The following is a 25,434-nucleotide window of genomic DNA, read 5'->3' as shown; positions in this document are numbered from 1 at the left end:
ACCATGGGAAAACTGACTGGATTTTTAGAATTTGAACGTGCTCTGCCGGCTGATCGTGATCCTGTAGAGCGCCTGAAAGACTGGCAGGAAATTCACACCCACATGCTGGAAGAAGATATCCAGCAACAGGGTGCCCGCTGCATGGACTGTGGCGTGCCCTTCTGCCATGCCGGGGATTCCGCCTCCGCCCCTCAGGTTGGTGGCTGCCCGGTGAACAACCTGATCCCCGAGTGGAACGACCTCATCTACCGGGGCCGCTGGAAGGAAGCCCTGGAGCGCCTGCTGCAGACCAACAACTTCCCGGAATTCACCGGCCGCGTCTGCCCTGCGCCCTGTGAAGACTCCTGTGTGCTGGGTATCAATGCTCCCCCGGTAACTATCAAGCACCACGAGAACTCCATCATCGAGAAGGGGTTTGCCGAAGGCTGGGTTCAGCCTCAACCCCCAGCTGAGCGGACTGGCAAGAAGGTCGCCATCATCGGTTCCGGCCCTGCCGGTCTGGCCGCTGCTGCGCAGCTGAACTCCGTGGGTCATCAGGTCACGGTTTACGAAAGAGATGATCGCCTGGGCGGCCTCTTGATGTACGGCATTCCTAACATGAAGCTGGAAAAGCCGATTGTTGAACGCCGCCTGGAACTCATGCGTCAGGAAGGTGTGGAATTTGTCACCAACACTGAAGTAGGCAAGGACATCAGCGCCAGCCAATTGCAGGCTGACTATGACGCCGTTCTGCTGGCAACAGGCTCGACGGTTCCCCGTGATCTTCCCATCGAAGGCCGCGAACTGAACGGTGTTCACTTTGCCATGGAATTCCTGGGGGCTAACACCAAGAGCCTGCTGGATTCCCAGCATCAGGATGGTCAGTATATTTCTGCCAAGGGCAAGAAAGTGGTGGTTATCGGTGGTGGTGATACCGGCACTGACTGTGTAGGTACTGCGCTGCGCCAGGGTTGTGAAAGTGTGATCCAGCTGGAAATCATGCCCAAGCCGCCTCTGGAAAGAGCGGCCAACAACCCCTGGCCGGAATTCAAGCGCACCCTCAAGGTGGATTACGGCCAGTCTGAAGCCATAGCCATCCAGGGCGAGGATCCTCGTGAATACCTGCAGCTAACCCAGAAACTCGCGGGTGAAAATGGCCAGGTCAAGAAGCTTCACCTGACCGGTGTCGAGTGGAAGAAAGATGATCAGGGCCGCATGGGGCCTCAACCCGTGGCAGGCAGTGAACGTGAAATCGAAGCTGATCTGGTGCTTCTGGCCATGGGCTTTTTGGGCCCTGAAGGTCAGTTGCTGGAAGCCTTCCAGGCTGAAAAAGATGGCCGCTCCAATATCCAGGCGGATTACGGCGACTATCGTACGTCCGTCAAGGGTCTCTATGCAGCCGGTGATTGCCGCCGTGGCCAGAGCCTGATTGTCTGGGCGATTAACGAAGGCCGTGAAGCTGCTCGTGAAATTGATCGCGACCTCATGGGGCAGACGCTCCTGCCTTAAGTCTGTAGCGGCCTGTCATTACAGCAGGCCGTCTTGGCAAACTGCACCTTGGTGGCCTGACCACCAGGGTGTATGCTGAAGAGATCACTAACCAGGAGTCAGCTCATGTCCAAAGCCCGTCTCGTCGGCCTCACACCTGATGGCCAGAAAGTAGAACTGCCCGCCCTGAGCGAAATTCAAATCAGCTGGGATGAAGGTCTACCTGCAAGTCTGCTGATTGATCCTGAACATCTCAAGGAGCGCAGCCTGTCGCTGGAAGTGGGTAGTCTGGAAAACGAGGAAGACCATATCGAGGAATATGGTGTTCTGGTATTAAAACCGGGTGCCTGCAATCTGGTGGATATCGAAATCGAAAACCACCGCATGGATGAAGAAGATTAAAGCTGGGGTTTGAGTAAAACACCAGGGGGAAGCAAACTCACCCCTGGTTTTACTCGGCCAACTTGAGGGAATTTAGTCTAGAAAGCCTCTGATGAACGTCACGAGTGCAGGTTAGAGCTGAATTTCATTCCCGATGAATTCCAGCACTTCCTACATCCATGTAGGTCGCCAGCGAAATTGACCGAAAAAGCGGAGTTTACAAGTAGTAAATGAGCAGTTTGAGGTCAATTTCAACGCAGTATTACCAATACGCAGTAGTTAATCAGAGGTTTTCAGTCAAGGTCTTCCAGTTCATCCAAAACCTGCCCCATCAGCGGCGCCTGATCGTCCAGATCAAAAGCCATAAAGGCCAGTTCAATACGGATGAAATCATCAAAGAGGTTACGATCCAGCTCTTCCGGCCAGTTGTTTTCGTCTTCCTCCCAGGAAAAGAGCTCATTCTCGAGAATATCAAGGTAACGCTCTTCCAGTAGCGCTTCCAGACTCTCCTCGTCATCTTCAAGCTCAGGCACCAGATAGATAGTCGCTTCCTGGTTGACCTCTTCCAGAGTCATTTCCTCTTCGCCGCCATCTATGCTGTTGATCCAGTCAACAAAAGGCTGCCTGAGTTTGACGCTGATGGCAGAACGGTTGAGCATTTTCATGATGGATCTCCGAAGCGGGAAAGACTGCAGTTATTAGCAGTGCATTATGCGCACTTAATCTAGCTAAGCCAAGGGGCAAAAGGCCTAAGAAACATCTGATTAACTATTGCGCTTGTTTATCCTGCGTTGAAATTGGCCTCGAAATGCTCATTTACTACTTGTAAACTCCGCTTTCTCGTTCAATTTCGCCTTGGCTAAACTTCGCTCATCACGTTGATCAGAAGCTTCCTCACCCTCACCTTTTACCCCTTCCCCATCAGTTATGGGCGTGCAGGGATTCGTTGAGCTCAACAGCTGAACGGTTACCCAGGCACTCAACACGGCCAGTGTTGGAGTTACGACGGAAAAGCAGGTCATCCTGGTTAGCCAGGGCACGACCAGCCACCTGGCTCACTTCCTCACCCTTGTCATCCAGCAGAGTGATCTTCATGCCTGCCGTAATATAAAGGCCAGCTTCCACAGTGCAGCGATCACCCAGTGGAATACCGATACCGGCATTGGCACCAATCAGGCATTTTTCACCCACGGAAATAACAATATTGCCACCACCGGACAGGGTACCCATGGTCGAGCAGCCACCACCCAGGTCAGAACCGGAGCCGACAAAGACACCGGCGCTGATACGGCCTTCAATCATGTTGGGGCCTTCCGTACCGGCATTGAAGTTAACAAAGCCTTCATGCATGACCGTTGTACCTGAACCCAGGTAGGCACCCAGACGAACGCGGGCCGTATCGGCAATACGCACACCTTCAGGAACCACGTAATCACACATGCGCGGGAATTTATCCACGCTTTCCACGGTCAGGATCTTGCCTTCCATCCGCGCCTGAAGTTGACGCTGGGTCAGTTCTTCCAGATCAATGGCGCCGTCACTGGTCCAGGCCACGTTTTTCAGCAGACCAAAGGCACCGGTCAGATTAACCTGATGGGGTTTCACCAGACGGTGCGAAAGCAGGTGCAGCTTCAGGTAAACTTCAGGAGCAGTTTCCGGCTCCTTGTCTTCTTCCAACAGGCTTACAACCAGCGGACGGTGGCTACGCTTGAGTTGCTGGGCAATAACGGCCAGATCCAGACGGTGGGCTGCATCCAGTGCTTCCGAAAGAGGCTCCAGACGATCGGCTGTAATAGAAAGCACCTGGTTGCCGCCTTCATAACCGGTGGCTTCTGCCAGGGCCTTGACCACTTCCTCGTCAGGGTTCAGGAGAGGCTGTGGATAATAGACTTCCAGCCATTCGCCCTGAGTATTCTGAGTACCGACGCCCAGACCACAGGCAAAAAGTTTCTTACTCATCAATCTATCCTCTTGAAATGATAAAAAATGAAATTCTGGACTACTGCCCTGTTGGATCCTGGCAGCAGGCCCTTTGTTGAATAATCAGGTCTTCAAGACAGGAGCTGTGCCTGCCAGACTTGGGGATCAAAACCCACCAGCAACTGCTGCCCATCATCCACGACGGGGCGTTTGATCAGACTGGGATTTTCCTGCATCAATTGCACTGCCGAATCCCGAGTAATTGCCTGGCGCACCGCTTCAGGCAGTTGGCGCCAGGTGGTACCGCGGCGGTTAACCAGCAGCTCCCAATCCACCCGACCGATCCAGTTCTGTAAGGTCGGGGCATCGATCCCGGATTTTTTATAGTTATGAAAGCTGTACTCCAACTGATTTTCATCCAGCCAGGTACGTGCCTTTTTCATGGTGTTGCAGTTGGGTATTCCGTAAAGGGTCAGCATTTTAACCTTTTTTGTCACAAAAAACTTGGCTAGATCAGTACGGGGTAAGCTTTTGTCACGACGCGTGAATACATCCCTGTAAACTCTGGCAGAATTCATTCCTGATGAATGCCTGCACTTCCCACTTCCATGTGGGTCGGCTACAACATCCTGTTGTAGACAGCCTGACAAAAGTCACCCCGCACCGCCTGCACGGATATTAGAAACCTCTGAGTAACGTCATGAGCGCAGGTCAGGGCTGAATTCATTCCTTATGAATTCCAGCACTTCCTACATCCGTGTAGGTCGCCAGCGAAACTGAACGAAAAAGCGGAGTTTACACGAAGTAAATGAGCATTTTGAGGCCAGTTTCAACACAGCATTACCAAGCGCAATAGTTAATCAGGGGTTTCTTAGCAGCCTGTTTCAATAAAACGCCGCAGGCGTTTTGCCCCTTCAATGCACTCTTCCAGCTCAGCCACCAACGCAATGCGGATACGCCCCTTGGCAGGATTACTCCCCCCGACCTCACGTGACAGGTAGCGCCCCGGTAGAACCGCCAGATTCTGGGATTCCAACAGGCGGCGGGTAAAATCTTCATCATCCGTTGGCGTCGCCGGCCAGAGGTAAAAACCAGCATCCGGACGCTGCACATCCATTACCGGCTGAAGTATCTCCAGAACGGCATCAAATTTGGCCCGATAGAGATCGCGGTTGGCTTTGACATGGGCTTCATCGCCCCAGGCCAGAATCGAGGCCTGCTGATGATGCAAAGGCATGGCACAACCGTGGTAGGTGCGGTAACGCAGAAACGCCTGGATCAGTTCGGCATCCCCGGCGACAAAACCCGATCTCAGGCCCGGCAGGTTGGAACGCTTGGACAAGGAGTGAAAGACCAGGCAGCGGCGGTAATCCTGCCGCCCGGTTTCTGCACAAACCTGCAAGAGGCCGTGAGGGGGTTGGTCTTCATCAAAATAGATTTCCGAATAGCATTCATCGGCGCAAATAATAAAATCATGCTCATCAGCCAGGGTTATCAGCTTCTTTTGCTGCTCGGCAGAAAGCAAAGCACCGGTGGGATTGCCCGGTGAACAGAGAAAAACCACCTGAGTTTCCTGCCAAACCTCAGCGGGCACCTGATCAAAATCCGGCTGAAACCCGTTTTCTTCAGTGGCATTCAGGTAATGGGGTTGGCCACCAGCCAGCAAAGCGGCCCCTTCGTAGATCTGGTAGAAGGGGTTGGGCATGACCACCCGGGCCGGCCGACTGCGGTCGACAACGGCCTGAACCAGGGCAAAGAGCGCCTCACGGGTACCATTGACCGGTAATACCTGGGTTTCCGGGTCCAGTGGCTGGGCATCCAGATGAAAGCGTCGCTGACACCAGTCAGCAATGGCTTGACGCAATTCGGGGATCCCCTTGGTTGCCGGGTATTTGCTCACCAGTGGCAGGGATTCGTGCAGGCATTTCAGCACGGCTTCAGGAGCCGGATGCTGGGGTTCGCCTATGGTAAAAGCAATGCGTTTCAGGTTTTCGGGAAGCTTAACACCGGCTGTCAGCTTAGCCAGTTTTTCAAAGGGATAAGGGTGCAACTGATCCAGAGCAGGGTTCACTGGAAATCTCCTGAAAGAGGGTTAGTAACTGGGCAGGCGAGCCTGACGATCCAACTCTTCGCACAAGCGGGCCTGGAGTCGCAGGCAGAGTTCAGGGTCCGACAGAGGACTGCCATCCTGTTGGGTAATAAAGAAAACATCCTCGACCCTTTCCCCCAGAGTGGCGATCTTGGCATTTTGCAGCCAAAGATCAAATTCCACGAAGATACGACCTATCCGCGCCAGCAGACCGGGTCGATCGGGGGTTATCACCTCGACCAGTGTACGCAGATTACTGGGATCATTACTGATAAAAACCTGGGTCGGCAGTGTGAAGTGTTTAAGCTGTCGGGGCGTATGGTGCTGGACCAGAGCCGGAAAGTCCTCGGGACTGTTAAGCTCTTTGATCAGCTCCTGGCGGATTTCTTCCAGACGCTCTTCACTGCGGGGCACCTCACCATCCTGCTCCAACACGATCAGGGTGTTGAGGGTATAACCCTGGCCACTGGTGGAAATCCGGGCATCGTGAATAGAAAGGCCCAAACGGTCCATAATGGCGGCTGTAGCGGCAAAACCGAAAGCAGCATCGCGGGTGTGAATAAAGACCTTGGTCCCCCCTTCACGCATGTCGTTGGTTGGCGCAGCCACCAACACCAAGGGTTGGGTCGGGTCTTCCTGTTCGAGAATGCCCTGGGTGTGCCAGGCAACTTCGCTGGGCGCATCCTGCAGGAAATAGTCATCATCCAGGGTTGCCCAAAGCTGCTGGATGCGCGTTTCATCCTGGCCCAGAGCGCGCAGCAGAGTCAGAGCCTGTTCCTGGGTTTCAGCAATCCACTCGGCCGGATCGATGGGGTTTTCCAGTCCGCGCCGGAAAGCTCGCTGGGTTTCGGCATAAAGCTGGTTCAGCAAAGCAGCCCGCCAGCCATTCCAGAGACTGGGGTTGGTGGCGTTGATATCGGCAACCGTGAGGACATAGAGATAGTCCAGGCGCACCTGATCACTGACCTTCTCGGCAAAATGGCGAATCACATCCGGATCGGAAATATCCTGCTTCTGGGCAGTCATGGACATGAGCAGGTGATTTTCCACCAGCCAGCTGATCAGGTGAGTATCCCGGTGTGAAAGCTGGTGACGCTGGCAGAAGTCACGTACATCCTCGGCGCCCAATTCCGAATGGTCACCACCGCGCCCCTTACCCAGATCATGATAAAGACCTGCAATCCAGATAATCTCCAGCTTGGGCAGCTGCTGAATCAGTTGTGCAGCCAGGGGGTGTTCGTTGTCCTTCCCAGCATCCCGAAAGCTTTGTAAAAAGCGCAGCAAATGCAGGGTATGGGCATCAACCGTGTAGATATGAAAGAGATCATGCTGGGTCAGGCCCACGGCATGGCCGAATTCGGGAAGGTAACGGCCCAGCAGCCCATAGCGACTCATACGAGTCAGCTGCAGGGCAACATCACCCGGTGAGCGTAACAGCTCCATAAACAGGCTGCTGCAGCGTAAATCACGGCGGAAGGATTCATCCACCAGGTGGCGATGGTCCCGCAAGGCGCGGATGGTGGAAGCGCGAACGCCCTTGATCTTGGGGTTTTCCGCCATTAGCAGGAAAGCCTCTATCAAGGCAAAGGGCGTGTTTTCAAAAACCTCGTCGGCCGTGTGCTCAATCAGATCATTACGAATATGAAAGCGCTTATTAAGCGGTTCCAGGCTTTCCTCTTCCTGGCTGTGCAGTAGCGCTTCCTCGAAGTGCTGCAAGAGCACATCATTCAACTCGGTCAGGGTTGTCACCACGCGGAAATAGCGCTTCATGAACTGCTCTACTGCCAGGCGATTCTCGCTGTCCAGATAGCCAAAGAGCACAGCCAGTTGACGCTGGTAATCAAACAGGAGGCGATCTTCGGGGCGCCCGGCGAGCAGGTGCAGGGCATAGCGCACCTGCCAGAGGAAGCATTGCCCCTGCTCAAGGATGCGCATTTCTGTTTCGGTTAGAAAACCTTCATCAAACAGATCCTTGACCGAACGGGCATTGAAATGCCGCTTGGCTACCCAGCCGATCATCTGGATATCCCGAAGACCACCGGGTGAACTCTTGATGTTGGGTTCCAGGCTGTATTCGCTATTGTTGAACTTATAGTGGCGGGCGATCTGCTCCTGCCATTTGGCCTCGAAGAACTTGGCCGAAGGCCACATGCACTCGGTACTCAACCGCTGCACCATTTCTTCGCGCAGACAGTCATTACCCACCAGGGTGCGATTCTCCAGCAGGTTGGTTGCAACGGTAATATCGCCGCGGGCTTCACGTTCACAGTCGGTCAGCGAGCGCACGCTGTGGCCGATATCCAGTTTGATATCCCAGAGCAGAGTAATGAAGTCGGACAGTAGCTCCCGATAAGGCGTGTCATCGTCATCACGCAGCAGTATCAGCAGATCGATATCGGATTTGGGATGAAGTTCGCCACGACCGTAACCACCGACCGCCAAAAGCGCGACACGATCATCCGGCCAGTCAAAAAGTCCCCAAGCAGCGGCCAGAATCTGATCCATCGCCCAGGCCCGGCCATAGATCAGGTCACGGATATCAGCGCCATCATAAAAGGCCTGATTCAGTCGCTGGTCGATCAGCCCCAGGGCTTTTTTCAGCAAGGGAATGGGAGGAGCAGCTCGGGAATGCAGCTGCTCTTCGAGCTTGGCAAAGTCAAACAGGGTGGGGTCAGGTGTAAATTGATAATTGACGCTCATTGCCCTGCCTCCTGTTTGCCTTAAGAAAAGTCTTCGTCTTTGCGCAGCGTCAGAATTTCCACTCCACTTTCCGTGACCAGAAGCGTGTGTTCCCACTGTGCCGAGAGGGAATGGTCCTTGGTGACGACCGTCCAACCATCCTTCATCAGTTTGCAATAGCGCTTGCCTGAATTAATCATCGGCTCGATGGTAAAACACATGCCCGGCTTGAGTTCAAGATCACTCTGGGAGGTGTAGCCATCATAATGCAGCACCTGGGGGTCTTCATGGAAAACCTTGCCAATACCGTGGCCGCAGTATTCCTGCACCACCGAAAAGCGTTCCTGGTCGGCCATTTTCTGGATGATTTTACCGATCTCTGAAAGCCGGGCTCCGGGACGCACACAGCGGATGGCTGCATAAAGCGCCTGCTGGGTAAATTCTGTCAGTCGCCGGGCCATGATGGTGGGCTCGCCCACGTAGAACATCTTGCTGGTATCACCATGGTAGCCATCCTTGATGACAGTAATATCAATGTTGACGATATCACCTTTTTTCAGCTTCTTATTATCATCGGGGATACCATGACAGATCACATGGTTGATCGAGGTACAAATAGACTTGGGAAAGCCATGGTAATTCAGCGGTGCCGGAATAGCGCCCTGCTGCTGGGTAATGTATTCGTGACTGATGCGATCCAGCTCACCAGTGGTGACTCCTGGCCTGACATGCTCTTCCAGCATTTCCAGGACTTCTGCGGCCAGGCGGCCGGCAACACGCATTTTTTCAATTTCTTCAGGGGTTTTAATGGTGACCATCATCGCAAAACTCTTCATGAATAGGGCCCACATTAAAATGCAGGCTTTATGTTCACGCGGGACTATGCTATAAAGTGCGCGCTCAAATTAACCCCCGAAGGATACGGCAAGGGTTAGCCGAAGGCAAACACCCTGCTAACCGCTCCCTAGGGGAAGCTGATTTGAGCAAAAACCTGCCCTTTAATAGGGCTTAATAACGTCACACATATACCGGCACAGTCATCTGGGTGCTCAGGCTGCAAACTGCAAGTCAGCCGAGTTGATGTCTGGGGTATATGGAGGCTTAACCCGTAACTTTCGGAGTAGATTTTCATGGCACAAGTATCCATGCGTGATTTGTTGCAAGCCGGCGCTCACTTTGGTCACCAGACTCGTTACTGGAACCCCAAGATGGGCAAATACATCTTTGGTGCTCGCAACAAGATTCACATCATCAACCTGGAAAAAACCGTTCCTGCCCTGAACGAAGCCATTAGCTTTGTCGAAAAGCTGGCTGGCAGCAAAAACAAGATTCTGTTTGTTGGCACCAAGCGTGCAGCGGCCAAAACAGTTCGCGAAGAAGCTGACAAGGTTGGTATGCCTTACGTCAACCACCGCTGGCTGGGCGGCATGTTGACCAACTACAAAACCATTCGTCAGTCCATCCGTCGCCTGCGTGACCTGGAAGCCCAGCAGCAGGACGGCACTTTTGACAAGCTGACCAAGAAAGAAGTGCTGATGAACCAGCGCGAGATGGAAAAACTGGAACGCTCCATCGGCGGCATCAAAAACATGGGCGGTCTGCCTGATGCTCTTTTCGTGGTTGACGTTGACCACGAGCGTCTGGCTATCAATGAAGCCAACAAGCTGGGTATCCCCGTAATCGGTGTTGTCGATACCAACTCTGATCCCGATGGCGTGGACTATGTTATCCCCGGCAACGATGATGCCATCCGTGCCGTCAAACTCTACGTTGGCGCTATTGCTGCAGCCTGTGGCAAAGCCAAAGAAGGCGCTGCTTCTGACGAACTGGTTGAAGTTGCTGAAGAACCAGCTGCTGAATAAGCCTTTTCATGCCGGCTGCAAGAACCTCTTGCAGCCGGTTCTGTTTACAAGTTTCCAAGGGGTTTAACAAGTTATGGCAACAATTACTGCCTCCCAGGTTAAAGAATTGCGTGAACGTACCGGTCTGGCCATGATGGAGTGTAAAAAAGCACTTCAGGAAGCTGACGGTGATATCGAGCAGGCGATCGAGAATCTGCGTAAATCTTCCGGTCTGAAAGCAGCCAAAAAAGCGGGCCGTGTTGCCGCTGAAGGCGCTATCGCTACTCGCGTTGCTGAAAACGGCAGCTACGGCGTGATGATTGAAGTCAACTCCGAAACCGACTTCGTTGCACGTGACGACAACTTCCTGGGCTTCGTCAACAAGGTAGCCGACAAGCTGCTGGAAACCCGCGAAACTGACGTCGCCAAGCTGACTGAAGGCGGCCTGGAATCTGACCGCGAAGCGCTGGTTCAGAAAATCGGCGAAAACATCACTGTACGCCGTGCTGCGCTGGTTGAAGCTGCTGATGGCGGCCTGGTTGGTCACTATGTCCATGGCGGCCGTATCGGTGTACTGAGCGTCCTCAAGGGTGGCAACGAAGAAATCGCTAAAGATGTCGCCATGCACGTAGCAGCGGTTAACCCCAAGGTTTGCCGTCCAGACGACATGCCTCAGGAAGACCTGGACAAGGAAAAAGACATCATCCTGGCGCAGCCTGACATGGCTGGCAAGCCTGCCGAAATCGCTGAAAAAATGGTTGGTGGCCGCCTGAAGAAGTTCTTGGCTGAAAACAGCCTGACCGAGCAGGCTTTCATCAAGAACCCTGACCAGAGCGTTGGCCAGTACGCCAAAGAAGGCGGTGCTGAAGTTCTGAGCTTCCAGCGTTTTGAAGTTGGTGAAGGCATCGAGAAGAAAGAAGAAGACTTTGCTGCAGAAGTTGCAGCACAGGTTGCTGGCAGCAAGTAATCCTGGTTGCCAACCACCCAGCAGTTGCTGGCGTGGCTTTTATAAAAACGTGCTGGGTTAACCCAGCACGTTTTTGTGCAAATGAACACCTGAAAAATCACCCTGCTACGGAGACCGGTTATGGGCACCAATGAACGCAACGCCAAATACAAACGTATCCTTCTGAAACTCAGTGGCGAAGCCCTGATGGGCGAACAGGATTTTGGCATTGATCCCAAGGTTCTGGATCGCATGGCCCTGGAAATCGGTCAACTGGTCGGTATCGGGGTACAGGTTGGTCTGGTCATTGGTGGTGGTAATCTCTTCCGTGGTGCTGCCCTGAATGCCGCTGGCATGGAAAGAGTAACCGGTGATCATATGGGTATGCTGGCCACCGTCATGAACGGTCTGGCCATGCGCGATGCCCTGGAACGCAGCAACATCCGCACCCGTGTCATGTCTGCCATTCCCATGAGTGGCGTGGTAGAGCACTATGACCGGCGCTCCGCCATACGTTACCTGACTTCCGGCGATGTCGTCATCTTCTCGGCCGGTACCGGTAATCCTTTCTTTACCACCGATTCTGCAGCTTGCCTGCGTGGCATAGAAGTGGACGCAGATGTTATTGTCAAAGCTACCAAGGTGGATGGCGTTTATGACATGGACCCGGTCAAGCATCCAGAAGCGGTCAAGTACGAACACCTGACCTATGATGCTGCCCTGGAGCAAAAACTGGAAGTCATGGATCTGACGGCCATCTGTCTGGTTCGTGACCAGTGCATGCCTGTTCGCGTCTTCAACATGAATAAACCCGGTGCCCTGCTGAATCTGGTCGTTGGCGGCCAGGAAGGAACCCTGATCGACCAGGGCAAAAACGAATAACCATCAGAGTTTTCCTCCGTCTGTAAATCAAGAGGCAAATACCGTGATTAACGAAATCAAGAAAGATGCACAAGAGCGCATGGACAAGAGCATCGAGTCCCTGCATGGCGCCTTCAATAAAATTCGCACCGGTCGTGCCCATCCCAGCATCCTGGATGCCATCAAGGTTGAGTACTATGGCAGTGACGTCCCCATCGGCCAGGTGGCCAATGTCAACGTCGAAGACAACCGTACCCTGGTCGTCGTACCCTGGGAAAAAACCATGGTCCCTGTCGTAGAGAAGGCGATCATGAAATCGGATCTGGGCCTCAACCCCAGCACAGCCGGTTCCAACATCCGCGTACCCATGCCTGCGCTGACCGAAGAAACCCGTAAGGGTTACATCAAGCAGGCACGCGGCGAGGCTGAAAATGCACGCGTTGCCATTCGCAATATTCGTCGCGATGCCAACAATCACCTGAAAGCTCTGCTGAAAGACAAGGAAATCACGGAAGATGATGAGCGCCGCGCTCAGGATGAAATCCAGAAGCTGACCGACAAGCATACTGCTGAGATCGATAAGCTGCTGGGCTCCAAGGAAGAAGACCTGATGCAAATCTGATGAAAAATGCTGCTGAAGCCCATCCACAACTGGACAAGCTGCCCCGGCATGTGGCCATCATCATGGATGGCAACAACCGCTGGGCCAAAGCAAAAAAGCTACCGGGTGTAGCCGGGCACAAAGCAGGCGTTGACTCAGTTCGTGCAGTCATTGAAGTGGCCTTGCGTCAGGGCATTCAAGCCCTGACGCTGTTTGCTTTTTCCAGTGAGAACTGGAAACGCCCGCCGGAAGAAGTCAGTCACCTGATGGAACTCTTCAAATGGGTCTTGAAGCGCGAAACCAAACGCCTGAACAAGTATCAAGTGCGGCTACGGATCGTAGGCGACCGCTCGGCGTTCAGTGACGATTTGCAAGAACTCATGGCCAAGGCCGAAGCCGCCACTGCAGACAATCAACGCATGACGTTGATCATTGCTGCCAATTACGGTGGACGCTGGGATCTGCTGCAGGCTACCAGGCAATTGGCCTCTGCCGCAGTCGAAGGCAAAAAAGATCCGGCCAAGCTAACTGAAGAAGATCTCTCTCAAGCGCTGGCTTTGAGTGACTTCCCTGATCCCGATCTTTGCATCCGCACCAGTGGCGAACAGCGCCTGAGTAACTTTTTGCTCTGGCAGCTGGCTTATGCCGAACTGGTTTTTGCCGAAGAACACTGGCCGGATTTTCGTCAGGATGCCTTTTATGCCACGCTGGTCGATTACTCGCGCCGTCAAAGACGTTTTGGTGGCCGCACCGAGACTTCAGGAGACGCCTGAGCCATGCTCAAACAAAGAATAATAACCGCCCTCTTTCTGGTTCCTGCTGCCCTTGCCGGACTTTTTGCTCTTGAAGGAACGGCTTTTGCCATTTTTATCGGCGCTGTCATCTGTCTGGGCGCCTGGGAATGGGCACGCCTGTCACAGCTGCCCCAGCTTGGCCAGCTCCTCTATCCTTTGGCCATTGCCCTGGCCCTCTGGAGTGCCTGGGGCCAGCCCCATCTGCTGACACAAGCCCTCTGGGCGTCAGCGATTTTCTGGGTGCTCGCCTTGATTTTGGTGATCTCCTACCCGAAAACAGTGGGCTGGTGGCGCTGTCCTTCCCGACGCGCCTTTATGGGCCTGTTTATTCTCTTGCCAGCCTGGGCGGGCCTGGTACTGCTACGTGAAGAAGGCACCTTCTGGCTACTCTATCTCTTGCTGATTGCCTGGGTGGCTGACATTTTTGCCTATTTTGCCGGTCGCGCTCTGGGCAAGCACAAGCTGGCTCCGGCAGTAAGCCCTGGTAAATCCTGGGAAGGGGTTGCCGGTGGATTAGTGGGAACAGCCCTCTTGAGCCTGGTAACCGGCCTGTATCTGCAACTGGCCGTTACCGACCTGCTGCTTTTACTAACCATCACGCTGATTATTACTGCTGTTTCGGTTCTGGGTGATCTGACCGAAAGCCTGGTCAAACGGGAAGCGGGTATGAAGGATTCCAGCCAGCTTTTACCAGGGCACGGCGGAATTATGGATCGTATTGACAGCCTGACTTCTGCGGCACCTCTCTTTGCACTGCTTCTGCTCTCCTGGGGAGGAAGCCTGCTGTGATCGCTGTTACCCTGCTGGGCGGAACCGGTTCCATTGGCGAATCCACCCTGGATGTGCTGGCCCGCAACCCGGACCTCTATCGCCTTTTTGCTGTTTCCGGTTACCGGCGTCTGGATGAACTTCTGCAAATTTGCCAGCACTTTCAGCCCGAATATGCTGTTGTTCCCAAGGAGGCCGCCGCTAGCTTTCAACAGAGGCTTAAATCCTCGGGTTTGACCACACAAGTTGCGGAAGGCGAAGAAGGGCTCGTCTGGGTTTCACAACACACCGACACCCAGGTCGTGGTTGCTGCCATTGTCGGTGCTGCAGGCTTGCTGCCCACCCTGGCTGCCGTCAAGGCTGGCAAACGTATCCTGTTGGCCAACAAGGAAGCCCTGGTAATGTCCGGTGCCCTGTTTATGGATGCCGTGCAGGAACACCAGGCTACTCTTCTGCCGGTAGATTCCGAACACAACGCTATTTTCCAATGCCTGCCCCAACAATTTGCTGACAAGCCCTTGGCCGACCAGGGCATTGAAAAACTCTTGCTAACCGCATCCGGCGGCCCCTTCCGCGGCTGGAAAAAAGAGCAGCTCAAGACGGTAACCCCTGCCCAGGCCGTAGCTCACCCCAACTGGTCCATGGGCCAAAAAATCTCGGTGGATTCAGCCACCCTGATGAACAAGGGACTGGAACTGATCGAAGCCTGCTGGCTTTTTTCCCTTCAGCCGGAGGCCATCCAGGTGGTGGTCCATCCCCAGAGTATTATTCACTCACTGGTCAGTTATAAAGACGGCTCGGTACTGGCCCAGATGGGTAACCCGGATATGCGTACTCCCCTGGCGCATGCACTGGCCTGGCCGGAACGTATTGATGCCGGTGTTGCCCCCCTGGACTTGATTGCATCAGGTGCGCTGACCTTTGAAGCGGCTGATGATGACGCCTTCCCCTGTTTGGATTTGGCCCGCCAAGCCTTCAAAGCTGGCGGCTGCTATCCAGCCCAGCTGAATGCCGCCAATGAAGTGGCTGTGGACAGTTTCTTGCAAGGCCAACTGGGATTCACCCAGATTCCGGAAGTTATCGACCGGGTTCTTCAGGCCAGTGAACCTCGTCCAGCAAACGATCTGGAAATTCTCTTGTCAGAAGATGGTCGCGCCAGAGACTTGGCTCAACAGACCTTGAAAGACTTTATCACCAACTAATTTCCGGGCCTGACCATGGATTTTTTGCATAGCGTTTTTGCACTGATTATTACCCTAGGTGTCCTCATCACCTTTCACGAGTTCGGGCACTTCTGGGTCGCCCGCCGCTGCGGGGTCAAGGTGCTGCGCTTTTCTGTCGGCTTTGGCAAGCCACTGTTTCGCTGGTATGACCGCCAGGGCACCGAGTATGTGCTTGCACTTCTGCCCTTGGGTGGCTACGTCAAGATGCTGGATGAACGCGAAGCAGAGGTTCCCGAAGAACTGCTGCCCCAGGCCTTTAACCGCAAACCCGTCGGTCAGCGTTTTGCGATCGTGGCAGCCGGCCCTCTGGCCAACTTTATTCTCGCCATCGCTGCCTACTGGCTTTTGTTTGTCCTGGGTACCAGTGTTCCCGCTCCTATTGTCGGTCAGGTAGCCGATCAGTCTCCAGCTGCCGAAGCGGGTCTTCAGGCCGGTGATGAAGTGATCAGTGTCGATCGTCGGGAGACTCCCAGCTGGCAGGAAGTAGGCATGGGCTTTCTCAGCCACATGGGCGAAACCACCCAGATCGGCCTGCAGGTCCGCGGTGAAGACACCAGTGTGACTCGTGACCTGCAAGTGCAGGTCACAAATTTTCTGGCTGGGCAGGATGAACCCAACCCCCTGCAAAGTCTGGGTATCCAGCCCTGGCGGCCGCAAATCGAACCCCTTTTGGGCAGCATTCAGGACGCCAGTCCTGCACAAGCGGCCGGACTCAAACCGGATGATCGAATTCTGGCCGTCAATGGCGAACCCATCGATAGCTGGCAATCCCTGGTTGATCGCTTACAAGCTAACCCTGGCATTCAACTAACCCTGACTGTGCAAAGACAGGGGCAGGAGTTAACCACCCGGGTGACCCCGGCAACTCGGCAACTGGATGATGGCCGTGAAGTTGGTTTTATCGGTGCGGGCGTACAAATGCCTGAGTGGCCAGCCGAACTCTTGAGGGAACAGCGTTTCGGCCCTCTGGAATCCATCTGGAAGGCCACAGAGAAAACAGCCGAAATGAGCTGGCTGACCGTTCATTCCATTGGCAAGATGCTGGCTGGCCTGATCAGCCCGACCAATCTGTCCGGTCCGATTACCATCGCCCGGGTAGCCAGTGATTCCGCCAAGTCCGGCTGGGATAGTTTTATTACCTTCCTGGCCTATGTCAGCATTAGTCTGGGGGTACTCAACCTCTTGCCCATCCCTATTCTTGATGGCGGACACTTGCTTTACTATGCGATTGAAGCCATCACCGGCAAGCCAGTATCGGAAAATATTCAGGAAAAGGCTGCCAGGCTCGGTATTTTGCTCTTGGGCAGCCTGATGCTCATGGCCTTTTACTTTGATCTGCTTCGCCTTTAGTACTTGTTCCCTCAGGGGCATATCCGCTAAGGTTGCGCCCTTGAGTTATTACCGGTTTCCAGTCACTTGATAACGGATCACTAGCAGCGTGAAACTTTTCAATTCCAATCCCGGCGCTTCCAGCCTAGCCGTTAGAGGTTTGCTTGCCCTCGTTTTACTGACATTAAGTTGTTCTCTTTTTGCCCGGGAAGAAATGCTGCTGATTGAAGATATTCGTCTTCAGGGCCTGCAAAGGGTGTCACCAGGCAGTGTTTTCAGTGCCCTCCCCCTGCAAACCGGTGACAGGGTGAGCAGCAGCGAAATCACGACGGCCGCCAAGGAGCTGTACGCCAGCGGCCTCTTTGATGACTTGAGCGTGTATGCTGATCAGGGCGTACTTATTTTTGATCTTCAGGAAAGGCCGACCCTGCATGAACTGGCTATCGATGGGAATAAGAAGGTAACCACTGAAGACTTGATGGGTGGCTTGAGCCAGGCCGGACTCCAGGAAGGACAGATATTCCAGCGCTCGACCCTGGACCAGATCAAACTGGAATTACAGCGGATGTACCACGCCCAGGGCCGCTATACAGCGCGAATCGAAAGCCAGGTCGAGGAATTACCCCGCAACCAGGTCAAAGTCAGCCTGGATATCTCTGAGGGCAGTGTCGCTACGCTTCGCCGCATCAATCTGGTGGGTAACCAGGCTTTTGACAAGGCCACTTTGATCAACAATTTCGAACTTCAGGAAGACCAGGCCTGGACCCTCTTTTCTTCAGCCGACCAGTACTCCCGCGAAAAATTGGGTGGCGATCTGGAACGCCTGAGATCCTGGTATCTGGATCGCGGTTATCTGAGGTTCAATATCGAATCCACCCAGGTTTCCATCAGCCCTGACAAGCAGGATATCTACATCACCATCAACCTGCATGAAGGCGAACAGTACCGTGTCAGTGATGTAGAGCTGGCGGGTGACCTGATTATTCCTGCTGCCGAAATGCAACTGCTGCAGCAGCTCCAGGCCGGAGATATCTTCTCGCGCAGTGCCATGACTGGCACCAGTGAAGCCATGCGCAGACGCCTGGGTAGTGAAGGCTATACCTTCGCCGAAGTCAGCGGCCGTCCGGAAATCAATGAAGAGACCCGCGAGGTCAAACTGACTTTCCTGGTCGAACCAGGCAACCGCATGTATGTTCGCCGCGTCAACTTTCGCGGTAATACGGCCACTCAGGATGAAGTCCTGCGCCGTGAACTTCTCCAGCTTGAAGGAGCGTCAGCCAACACTGATCTCATTCAGGCCTCCAAGGCACGAATGGAAAGACTCGGCTTTTTCAGCCAGGTCAGCGTCGAGACTTCTCCGGTAGCTGGTAGCGAGGATCTCATCGATGTCACCTATACAGTAGAAGAACAACCCTCCGGCTCGATATCGGCCAACGTGGGTTACTCCCAGTCCAGCGGTGTGGTCTTCGGTGCATCTGTCTCGCAGAGCAACTTTCTGGGTACGGGTAATACGGTGAGCTTAAGCGCCAATCGCAGTGATTACCGCACCAACTACAGCTTCTCCTACCAGAACCCCTATTACACCATTGATGGCGTCTCCCGCGGCTTCAATTTCTTTTACCGCGAAACTGATTATGATGCCCTGGGGGTCTCCAATTTTGCTTCCGATGCCTACGGCGGTAATGTCAGCTATGGCTACCCCATCAGTAGCGATAGCCGTCTGAGTTTATCCCTGGGGCTGGATAATACCGACATCAAATCCAGTCGCGACAGCAACGGTGATTACCTCATTGATGAAGTGGAAACTTTTGATAATCTCTACGGCTTGGAGTTTTTAAATTACAAGCTAACCGGTCGCTGGATACAGAACAAACTCAATCGTGGGGTACTCCCTACCGATGGCAGCTATCAGCGCTTATCTCTGGAACTGGCAGCACCCGGCTCTGATTACGAATTTTACAAGGCCGAATACCGGGGGCAAATCTATTTCCCCCTGGCTGATGAGTGGTCGCTGAAGTTCCGTACAGAGCTGGGCTATGGTGATGGTCTGGGCAGTGATTTTGACCGGCTACCCTTTTACGAGCACTATTATGCAGGGGGCCTGAACTCCGTTCGAGGTTACCGAAGCAGTCGTCTGGGCCCTGAAAATTCCAGCGGCAACGCTTTTGGTGGTAACCTCTTGACCGAAGGTTCAGCTGAACTGATTTTCCCCTTGTTCTTTATTGAAGACCGACGCTCTATGCAAACCAGTCTGTTTGTGGATGGCGGTAACGTCTTTACCACCCGTTGCTACACCAGTGGTTGCAACACGGGTTTTGATGAAAATGAACTGAGATTCTCGGCCGGAATCAGCCTGACCTGGTTGACAGCCATAGGCCCTCTGGCGTTCAGTATGGCAGAACCCCTGAATGCCAAGGATGGGGATGACACCGAATTCTTCCAGTTTTCCATTGGACAAACCTTTTAACCAGGAGACTCGACGTGCTTAAACAACCTTCACTGATCCTGACGCTACTCATCGGCCTTTTTTTTAGCCTGAGCAGCCAGGCCGAAGAAAGTCAGCGCATTGCTGTTCTGGACTTGCAACAGGCCATGATGCAAACCGACCGCATCAGTCAGGCCTTCTCTGAAATCGAAGAACAGCTCAGTAACGAAGAGGCGAGCATCCGCCAATTGGCTGAAGAAGCGCGCAGCCTGCAACAGCGTCTGCAACGCGATGGCGACATCATGGGTGAAACTGAGCGCAACCAATTAGCTCAGCAGATGCAAGGCAAAATGCAGGAATTCCAGGCCAGACGCGCTCAATTACAACAGCGCCAACAACAGATGCAGCAGCAGGTTATCAATGACAACCGGCCTCAACTGGAAGCAGCCATCAATGAACTCCTGGAAGAGCACAATATTGATATTCTTATCAATAGCCAGGCCGTTCACTTTGTCAAACCCGAGTTCAACTTGACTGCAGCCGTGGCTGAAAAGCTCAATGCCGATGCCCCGTCACAGGAATAGGACTGGCCATGGAAACCTTTACTCTGGCCTATCTGGCTGATTATCTGGATGCCGAACTGCGTGGAGAACCCGAGCAGATCATTAGTGGCCTGGGTTCACTGGAGAACGCAACCAGTGAGCAGATCAGCTTTTTAAGCAATCCTAAATTTGCAGCCTATCTGCAGACCAGTCAGGCAGGAGCTGTACTGCTGAAGCCGGAACAGGCCGATAGCTTTTCCGGCAATGCCCTTTTGCTGCAAGACCCCTATCGGGGTTTTGCTCGACTTAGCCATCTGTTTGATGACCCCAAGCCTGAAGCAGGTTTTCGTCACCCTACAGCCGTCATTGACGCTTCTGCTCAGTTGGATCCCAGCGTGCATGTTGGTCCGGGCGCAGTGATCGAGGCCGGGTGCCAACTAGCTGCCGGCGTCATCATTGGTGCCCAGTGCTATCTGGGCAAAGACTGCCGGATAAATGAAAACACACAACTTTACCCTCGGGTCACGCTTTATCGTCGAGTTCAGGTGGGTAAAAATTGTATTATCCACTCAGGTAGCGTTATCGGTTCCGATGGCTATGGTTTTGCTCCAACCCGCCAGGGTTGGGAAAAGATCGCCCAGCTCGGCAGTGTCGTTATCGAGGACCAGGTTGAAATTGGTGCCAATGCCGCGATTGACCGAGGTGCTTTAGGTAACACCCATATCAGCCGGGATGTTAAAATCGATAACTTGGTTCATCTGGCTCACAACGTCAAAGTGGGCGAGCATACAGCCATCACCGCCCAGGTCGGTGTCGCTGGCTCCACTGAAATTGGAGCCAACTGCATGTTTGGCGGGCAGACGGGTATCGCTGGCCACATCAAGGTTGCTGATGGCGTTCAGGCAACGGGCATGAGCATGATTACCGGTAGCCTGAATAAAGGCGGCGTCTACTCATCAGGTACCGGGCTACAGCCCAGCAATGAGTGGCGCAAAAGTGCTGTCCGCTTTCGACAGCTGGACGAACTTCACCAGAAAATCAGACGTCTGGAAAAGCAGCTGGCCAAGCTGGATCCATCCGATTCCTGAAAACAGCCTGACACCAGGCATTTAACCAGTACACGCGCCGTATTTCACGGGTTTGAACACCGCGCGTCTTTGCAGAGGCAGAAAGTCCATGATCATGGATGTAAACGAAATCAAAGAATACCTACCCCACCGTTATCCTTTCCTGCTGGTCGACAGGGTCACCGAGATGAAACTGGGTGAGTCGATCGTTGCCTACAAGAATATTACTGTTAACGAACCCTACTTCCTGGGACATTTTCCCGAGCATCCCATCTTCCCGGGCGTTCTCATCATTGAGGCCATGGCTCAGGCTGCTGGTGTTCTGGGGTTCAAAACCGTCAACAAACTACCCAAAGATGGTCACCTCTACTATTTTGTAGGTAGTGAGAAAACCCGTTTCAAGCGTCCGGTGGTTCCCGGTGATCGCCTGACTCTGGAAGCCAGGGTTCTGCGTGAAAAACGCGGCATTTGGGTTTTTGCCTGTCGCTCCCATGTTGATGGGGAAACCGTCTGTGAAACCGAAATCACCTGTGCGGAGAAAAAAGTTTGAGCCTGATCCATCCAACGGCGCTGATAGATCCCAGTGCCCAACTGGCTGAAGATGTCGAGGTAGGCCCCTACAGTATTATCGGGGCTGATGTTGTTATCGGCGAAGGCACCAAAATTGGCCCTCATGTCGTCATTCAAGGCCCGACCAAGCTGGGCAAACGCAACCAGATTTTTCAGTTTGCCAGTGTCGGCGAAGCCTGCCAGGACAAGAAATACAAGGGTGAACCCACCCGCCTGGAAATGGGCGATGACAATGTGATTCGTGAAGGGGTGACCCTGCACCGGGGTACAGTCCAGGATAGTCAATTAACCCAGGTGGGAAGCCGTAATCTATTCATGGCTTATTCCCATGTTGCCCATGACTGCATTGTTGGCAACGACTGTATTCTGGCTAATCAGGCCACTCTGGCTGGTCACGTCACCCTCGGCGATTTTGTCATTCTCGGCGGGCTGTCTGCAGTACACCAGTTCAGTCGTATCGGCTCCCATGCCATGTGTGGTGGCGGCTCCATCATCCTCAAGGACGTGCCTGCTTACACCATGATCAGTGGTCACCCGGCAGAATCCCACGGCATCAACTATGAAGGCCTGAAACGCCGCGGTTTTTCCAAGGAAGCCATGCAGGCGCTACGCAATGCCTATAAAACGGTTTTCCGTAAAGGCCTGAATCTTCAGGATGCTATTGCCGAACTGGAAGCGCAGGAAGCTCTGCCTGAACTCCAGGTCTTTATCGATTCCATCAAGAACTCGCAACGCGGCATCACCCGGTGAAAATCTATCTGGTAGCCGGTGAGGTATCTGGCGATCTACTTGGAGCCAGCCTGATACCCGCCTTGCGAGCCATCTACCCGAATGCGGAATTTCGCGGCCTGGGTGGAGAAAGAATGGAGGCTGAAGGATTAACCAGCCTCTATCCTTTGGAAACCCTGTCAGTCATGGGACTGGTGGAAGTGATCAAGCACCTGCCTCGCTTGGTGAAAGTTCGCAAACACCTGTATCAGGATGCGCTGGATTGGCAAGCGGATCTAATGATCGGTATCGATGCACCCGACTTCAATCTGGGTCTGGAAAAGAAACTGCGCCAGCAAGGCTTAAAAACCGTGCATTATGTCAGCCCCTCGGTTTGGGCCTGGCGCCAAGGGCGTATAAAAGGGATCAAGAAAAGCTGTGATCTCATGCTGACTCTCCTGCCCTTTGAAGCTGATTTCTACCAGCGGCACCAGATGCCGGTCACTTTCGTAGGTCACCCCACTGCTGACCGCCTGCCTCTGGAGCCGGATAAACAAGCGGCTAAAAAAAGCCTGGGCATCAGCAATGCAGACCAGGTTCTTGCTCTTTTGCCCGGCTCCCGCGGTAGTGAGGTGGAGCGCCTGGCCCCGGTTTTTCTGGCAAGTGCCCGCCTGCTTCAACAAAAACATCCACACCTGAAGTTCCTGCTACCGGCTGCCACGCCAGCGCGCCGCCAACAGCTGGAAGCTCTACTTGAAGAGCAGCCTCTGGAGCACCTTCAACTACTTGATGGCCAAGCCCATGAAGCCCTGCAGGCGGCTGATGCAGCGCTTCTGGCTTCCGGCACCGTTGCCTTAGAAGCTCTTTTCTGTAAGACGCCCATGGTGGTCAGTTACAAGCTGGCTCCTTTTACCTGGTGGCTGGGCCAAAAACTGGTCAAAACTCCCTGGGTCAGCTTACCCAATTTGCTGGCTCAAAAAGAACTGGTGCCTGAGCGCTTACAAGAGGCAGCAAGCCCAGAACAGCTAAGTACTGATCTTGACCAATTGCTGAGTTCAAACGAAGCGGCTGAGCTGCAGCGTCAGGCTTTTTATGAACTGCATCAGCAGCTACAAGCTGATGCCAGCCACACTGCCGCCCAAGCCATTCAAAAACTGATGACCGGTCAGCATGAGTAAGCAAGCCCCCCTCCCTCCTCTGGAATCAAGTGAAATTCCTTACTCCGGCCAACTGCTAGCAGGTATTGACGAAGTCGGTCGAGGTCCGCTGGTAGGTAGTGTCGTTGCTGCAGCCGTTATTCTTGATCCTGAGCGCCCCATTGCAGGACTGATGGATTCCAAAAAGCTGAGTGATAAAAAGCGCCAACGACTGGCGGAAGAGATACGTCATCAGAGCCTGGCCTGGGCCCTTGCAGAAGCCACAGCTGTAGAAATTGATCACCTGAATATTCTCCAGGCCAGCCTCTTGGCTATGCAGCGCGCACTGGATCAACTCCAGCCAGCAGCTGAATTTGTGCTGGTCGATGGCAAACAGCTACCACCCCAGCTGCAACAACCTGCCCTAGCAGTGATTCAGGGCGATGCCCGCCATCCTGCCATCTCGGCTGCCTCCATCCTGGCCAAGGTGGAGCGCGATGCCCAGATGCTGGAATTGCATCAACAGCACCCAGACTATGGTTTTGACCGCCACAAGGGCTACCCGACAGCAGTGCATCAGGAAGCACTTCTAAAACTGGGTCCTTTGCCTGAGCACCGGCGCAGCTTCAAGCCGGTTCAGAAGCTTATTGGTCGCTAGTCCATAACGCCTGAGCCCAGCGTCCCAGATTGAAGAGCAGCTCTTTGCGTTTATCCGTCAGCTGCTGCTGCACCTCGCTAGGCAGCTCTTTTTGCACCAGCCAGTAGCTATATCCCTGCAAATCCTCGATACCCTTGACCAGGTCCCTGGCCAACTGTCTGTCTGCCTCAGCAGCAGTGGGCAAGACTCTGAGCAGGTACTCCAGACGTACGACGGCCGGATAACGCTGTAGCCAGATTTCTGCTTCCATGGGCTGACGCGGTAAACGCAGGTGGGCACAGGCAGCCTGCAAGAGTCGCTGGGGTTGTTCGCTGTGAAAACTGTCACTGAAGCTATGGCAGGCATAGAGACTGGAAACCAGCTGCAAGCTGGCCTGTCCAACCCAGAGTTGCTGCCAGAGGCTGCGGTACTCCTGGCGTCTTGTTGCGTAGCCCAATTGCTGCTGCCGCCAATTTGCCGAGGGAGCCTCTTCCAGATAAAGCTGCTGGAGCACCCGATCGGCATGACTTTGCTTGACCCATGGCTGCAAAAGAGCCAGAAGCTTTTTGACGTCTATTCTGGCCTGGTGCAGAGGTGCCTCAGGACAAAGACGCTGCATAATGACCAATAATCCCTGCAGAGCCAGAAGAGCGCGCTGGGCTGCATGAATTTCCGCTTCCTTGGCATTGAAGGTCCAGTTTTCGTGTCCCTGAATCCAGCGATTCAGTTGATTTTCTGCCAGCTGGTTCAAAGCCTTCATATCGGCCTGCTGGAGACTGTCTTGTGCAAGACGGAAAGCTGGGCGCTCTGGATCCAGCAGTCTTAGCCCCCGTTCCGCTTTACTGGCCAGACCCGGATGCAGGCAGATGGATTCAGCCAGGCGTTCAGCAAGAGTAAACAGCGCTTCAGGTTTACCGCTTTTCAGTTCCAGCTCCAGTTCACTAATACGGTCACTCTGACCGGAAGGCAGTGCGACTTCTCCCGAATCAGCCGCAACTTCGATGCAGGTTAATCCTTGGCCGCTGGTTTTTTCCTGCAACCAGGTCTTACGGGTAAAGTGAGTGGTAAAAATAGGCTGCAGCTTATCCAGCCAGTCAGCTTGAAGAATACCCTCAGGCAGCAACTCTGGGTGCAAGCGTGGTTGGTCGATATTGGCTTCCCACTCCCCTCTCTGGCTTAACGCCCCTCTTGACTGGCCGCTGGTTTTCAAGGTTTGCACCCAGCCCTTGCCCGTATGGCGTAAGCGAAGAGCAGCCTTGGCCTGGTTGAGATGCAGCTCGGGCGTATCATAATAGGTGTTTTCTAGGCGATTGACTTGAGGTCCGGTAACCTCCAACTGCTGCATTAATGCATCCAGCCGAGGCAAATCCTGGGGCTGCATCAAGAGTTTCAGTTCGATTTCCTCGGCCATAGGTTTCTCCAAAGCGACTTTTTTGTTAAAAATTTGTGA

At 53.8% G+C, this 25,434-nt stretch carries 24 protein-coding genes; 17 read left to right on the top strand and 7 right to left on the bottom strand.

Going from position 1 to position 25,434, the window contains the following annotated elements:
- The first annotated feature begins 3 nt into the window (after positions 1 to 3).
- Positions 4 to 1,488 carry a glutamate synthase subunit beta gene (locus DFK18_RS05915; RefSeq protein WP_114417315.1) on the top strand — a complete coding sequence of 495 codons (1,485 nt, stop codon included), beginning with the start codon at positions 4 to 6 and terminating at the stop codon, positions 1,486 to 1,488.
- Between the two features lie 105 nt (positions 1,489 to 1,593).
- The gene (locus DFK18_RS05910) at positions 1,594 to 1,869 is read left to right on the top strand and encodes a hypothetical protein (protein ID WP_114417314.1); all 276 of its coding nucleotides are present in this window, start codon (positions 1,594 to 1,596) and stop codon (positions 1,867 to 1,869) included.
- A gap of 272 nt (positions 1,870 to 2,141) precedes the next feature.
- Here DFK18_RS05910 and DFK18_RS05905 read toward each other — a convergent pair whose 3' ends face one another.
- The 6 genes from DFK18_RS05905 to map form a co-directional block, all read right to left on the bottom strand.
- The gene (locus tag DFK18_RS05905) at positions 2,142 to 2,513 is read right to left on the bottom strand and encodes a hypothetical protein (protein ID WP_114417313.1); all 372 of its coding nucleotides are present in this window, start codon (positions 2,511 to 2,513) and stop codon (positions 2,142 to 2,144) included.
- Between the two features lie 256 nt (positions 2,514 to 2,769).
- Entirely contained in the window at positions 2,770 to 3,807 is a 1,038-nt protein-coding gene (gene dapD, locus DFK18_RS05900; RefSeq protein ID WP_114417312.1) for a 2,3,4,5-tetrahydropyridine-2,6-dicarboxylate N-succinyltransferase, read from the bottom strand.
- Positions 3,808 to 3,899: 92 nt separating this feature from the next.
- Entirely contained in the window at positions 3,900 to 4,247 is a 348-nt protein-coding gene (locus DFK18_RS05895) for an ArsC family reductase (protein WP_114417548.1), read from the bottom strand.
- A 392-nt stretch (positions 4,248 to 4,639) separates the two neighbouring features.
- Entirely contained in the window at positions 4,640 to 5,839 is a 1,200-nt protein-coding gene (gene dapC / locus DFK18_RS05890; RefSeq protein WP_114417311.1) for a succinyldiaminopimelate transaminase, read from the bottom strand.
- Between the two features lie 21 nt (positions 5,840 to 5,860).
- Positions 5,861 to 8,557, bottom strand: a complete 2,697-nt coding sequence (locus DFK18_RS05885) for a [protein-PII] uridylyltransferase (protein WP_114417310.1) — start codon at positions 8,555 to 8,557, stop codon at positions 5,861 to 5,863.
- A 20-nt stretch (positions 8,558 to 8,577) separates the two neighbouring features.
- A complete protein-coding gene (gene map / locus DFK18_RS05880; RefSeq protein ID WP_114417309.1) occupies positions 8,578 to 9,357 on the bottom strand; it encodes a type I methionyl aminopeptidase in 780 nt (259 codons plus the stop codon).
- A 309-nt stretch (positions 9,358 to 9,666) separates the two neighbouring features.
- Between map and rpsB the strand changes: the two genes are divergently transcribed.
- From rpsB to rnhB, 15 genes are all read left to right on the top strand, one after another.
- Positions 9,667 to 10,398 (top strand): 30S ribosomal protein S2, encoded by a 732-nt coding sequence (gene rpsB / locus DFK18_RS05875; protein ID WP_114417308.1) that lies wholly within the window; start codon positions 9,667 to 9,669, stop codon positions 10,396 to 10,398.
- Between the two features lie 73 nt (positions 10,399 to 10,471).
- Positions 10,472 to 11,344 carry a translation elongation factor Ts gene (gene tsf / locus DFK18_RS05870; RefSeq protein WP_114417307.1) on the top strand — a complete coding sequence of 291 codons (873 nt, stop codon included), beginning with the start codon at positions 10,472 to 10,474 and terminating at the stop codon, positions 11,342 to 11,344.
- Positions 11,345 to 11,464: 120 nt separating this feature from the next.
- Positions 11,465 to 12,205 carry a UMP kinase gene (gene pyrH / locus DFK18_RS05865; RefSeq protein WP_114417306.1) on the top strand — a complete coding sequence of 247 codons (741 nt, stop codon included), beginning with the start codon at positions 11,465 to 11,467 and terminating at the stop codon, positions 12,203 to 12,205.
- A gap of 43 nt (positions 12,206 to 12,248) precedes the next feature.
- Positions 12,249 to 12,806: a ribosome recycling factor gene (gene frr / locus DFK18_RS05860; RefSeq protein WP_114417305.1), complete on the top strand. Its 558-nt coding sequence runs from the start codon at positions 12,249 to 12,251 to the stop codon at positions 12,804 to 12,806.
- A complete protein-coding gene (uppS, locus tag DFK18_RS05855) occupies positions 12,806 to 13,558 on the top strand; it encodes a polyprenyl diphosphate synthase (RefSeq protein ID WP_114417304.1) in 753 nt (250 codons plus the stop codon). Before frr ends, uppS begins: the two co-directional genes overlap by 1 nt.
- Before the next feature lie 3 nt (positions 13,559 to 13,561).
- Positions 13,562 to 14,368: a phosphatidate cytidylyltransferase gene (locus DFK18_RS05850; protein ID WP_114417303.1), complete on the top strand. Its 807-nt coding sequence runs from the start codon at positions 13,562 to 13,564 to the stop codon at positions 14,366 to 14,368.
- A complete protein-coding gene (gene ispC / locus DFK18_RS05845) occupies positions 14,365 to 15,549 on the top strand; it encodes a 1-deoxy-D-xylulose-5-phosphate reductoisomerase (protein WP_218563907.1) in 1,185 nt (394 codons plus the stop codon). The genes DFK18_RS05850 and ispC overlap by 4 nt, the downstream gene beginning before the upstream one ends.
- Before the next feature lie 15 nt (positions 15,550 to 15,564).
- Positions 15,565 to 16,920 (top strand): sigma E protease regulator RseP, encoded by a 1,356-nt coding sequence (gene rseP / locus DFK18_RS05840; protein WP_114417302.1) that lies wholly within the window; start codon positions 15,565 to 15,567, stop codon positions 16,918 to 16,920.
- Between the two features lie 88 nt (positions 16,921 to 17,008).
- The gene (bamA, locus tag DFK18_RS05835; protein WP_342769743.1) at positions 17,009 to 19,366 is read left to right on the top strand and encodes an outer membrane protein assembly factor BamA; all 2,358 of its coding nucleotides are present in this window, start codon (positions 17,009 to 17,011) and stop codon (positions 19,364 to 19,366) included.
- Between the two features lie 14 nt (positions 19,367 to 19,380).
- Entirely contained in the window at positions 19,381 to 19,908 is a 528-nt protein-coding gene (locus DFK18_RS05830; RefSeq protein ID WP_162299704.1) for an OmpH/Skp family outer membrane protein, read from the top strand.
- A gap of 8 nt (positions 19,909 to 19,916) precedes the next feature.
- Entirely contained in the window at positions 19,917 to 20,954 is a 1,038-nt protein-coding gene (gene lpxD, locus DFK18_RS05825; protein ID WP_114417299.1) for a UDP-3-O-(3-hydroxymyristoyl)glucosamine N-acyltransferase, read from the top strand.
- A gap of 88 nt (positions 20,955 to 21,042) precedes the next feature.
- Positions 21,043 to 21,483 (top strand): 3-hydroxyacyl-ACP dehydratase FabZ, encoded by a 441-nt coding sequence (gene fabZ / locus DFK18_RS05820; protein WP_114417298.1) that lies wholly within the window; start codon positions 21,043 to 21,045, stop codon positions 21,481 to 21,483.
- A gap of 2 nt (positions 21,484 to 21,485) precedes the next feature.
- The gene (gene lpxA, locus DFK18_RS05815) at positions 21,486 to 22,253 is read left to right on the top strand and encodes an acyl-ACP--UDP-N-acetylglucosamine O-acyltransferase (RefSeq protein ID WP_114417546.1); all 768 of its coding nucleotides are present in this window, start codon (positions 21,486 to 21,488) and stop codon (positions 22,251 to 22,253) included.
- Positions 22,250 to 23,389, top strand: coding sequence for a lipid-A-disaccharide synthase (gene lpxB / locus DFK18_RS05810; protein ID WP_114417297.1), 1,140 nt, complete (start codon positions 22,250 to 22,252; stop codon positions 23,387 to 23,389). Before lpxA ends, lpxB begins: the two co-directional genes overlap by 4 nt.
- Positions 23,382 to 24,005, top strand: coding sequence for a ribonuclease HII (gene rnhB, locus DFK18_RS05805; protein ID WP_114417296.1), 624 nt, complete (start codon positions 23,382 to 23,384; stop codon positions 24,003 to 24,005). The genes lpxB and rnhB overlap by 8 nt, the downstream gene beginning before the upstream one ends.
- On the opposite strand, the gene DFK18_RS05800 is transcribed toward rnhB, so the two are convergent.
- The gene (locus DFK18_RS05800) at positions 23,992 to 25,395 is read right to left on the bottom strand and encodes a CYTH domain-containing protein (RefSeq protein ID WP_114417295.1); all 1,404 of its coding nucleotides are present in this window, start codon (positions 25,393 to 25,395) and stop codon (positions 23,992 to 23,994) included. The genes rnhB and DFK18_RS05800 overlap by 14 nt on opposite strands.
- Between the last annotated feature and the right edge of the window lie 39 nt (positions 25,396 to 25,434).

Source organism: Marinospirillum perlucidum (genome assembly GCF_003336805.1).
GTDB lineage: Bacteria > Pseudomonadota > Gammaproteobacteria > Pseudomonadales > Halomonadaceae > Marinospirillum > Marinospirillum perlucidum.
The sequence above is the reverse complement of the archived record's forward strand: the minus strand, read 5'-3'. Positions and strand labels throughout refer to the sequence as shown.

Bases quoted from the DNA above. Each gene is read 5' to 3' on its own strand.
- DFK18_RS05885 (WP_114417310.1), bottom strand. From the start codon at position 8,557: ATGAGCGTCAATTATCAATTTACACCTGACCCCACCCTGTTTGACTTT.
- dapD (WP_114417312.1), bottom strand. From the start codon at position 3,807: ATGAGTAAGAAACTTTTTGCCTGTGGTCTGGGCGTCGGTACTCAGAAT.
- DFK18_RS05800 (WP_114417295.1), bottom strand. From the start codon at position 25,395: ATGGCCGAGGAAATCGAACTGAAACTCTTGATGCAGCCCCAGGATTTG.
- lpxD (WP_114417299.1), top strand. From the start codon at position 19,917: ATGGAAACCTTTACTCTGGCCTATCTGGCTGATTATCTGGATGCCGAA.
- tsf (WP_114417307.1), top strand. From the start codon at position 10,472: ATGGCAACAATTACTGCCTCCCAGGTTAAAGAATTGCGTGAACGTACC.
- DFK18_RS05895 (WP_114417548.1), bottom strand. From the start codon at position 4,247: ATGCTGACCCTTTACGGAATACCCAACTGCAACACCATGAAAAAGGCA.
- fabZ (WP_114417298.1), top strand. From the start codon at position 21,043: ATGATCATGGATGTAAACGAAATCAAAGAATACCTACCCCACCGTTAT.
- rseP (WP_114417302.1), top strand. From the start codon at position 15,565: ATGGATTTTTTGCATAGCGTTTTTGCACTGATTATTACCCTAGGTGTC.
- rpsB (WP_114417308.1), top strand. From the start codon at position 9,667: ATGGCACAAGTATCCATGCGTGATTTGTTGCAAGCCGGCGCTCACTTT.
- DFK18_RS05850 (WP_114417303.1), top strand. From the start codon at position 13,562: ATGCTCAAACAAAGAATAATAACCGCCCTCTTTCTGGTTCCTGCTGCC.
- uppS (WP_114417304.1), top strand. From the start codon at position 12,806: ATGAAAAATGCTGCTGAAGCCCATCCACAACTGGACAAGCTGCCCCGG.
- rnhB (WP_114417296.1), top strand. From the start codon at position 23,382: ATGAGTAAGCAAGCCCCCCTCCCTCCTCTGGAATCAAGTGAAATTCCT.
- map (WP_114417309.1), bottom strand. From the start codon at position 9,357: ATGATGGTCACCATTAAAACCCCTGAAGAAATTGAAAAAATGCGTGTT.
- DFK18_RS05915 (WP_114417315.1), top strand. From the start codon at position 4: ATGGGAAAACTGACTGGATTTTTAGAATTTGAACGTGCTCTGCCGGCT.
- DFK18_RS05910 (WP_114417314.1), top strand. From the start codon at position 1,594: ATGTCCAAAGCCCGTCTCGTCGGCCTCACACCTGATGGCCAGAAAGTA.
- DFK18_RS05905 (WP_114417313.1), bottom strand. From the start codon at position 2,513: ATGAAAATGCTCAACCGTTCTGCCATCAGCGTCAAACTCAGGCAGCCT.
- pyrH (WP_114417306.1), top strand. From the start codon at position 11,465: ATGGGCACCAATGAACGCAACGCCAAATACAAACGTATCCTTCTGAAA.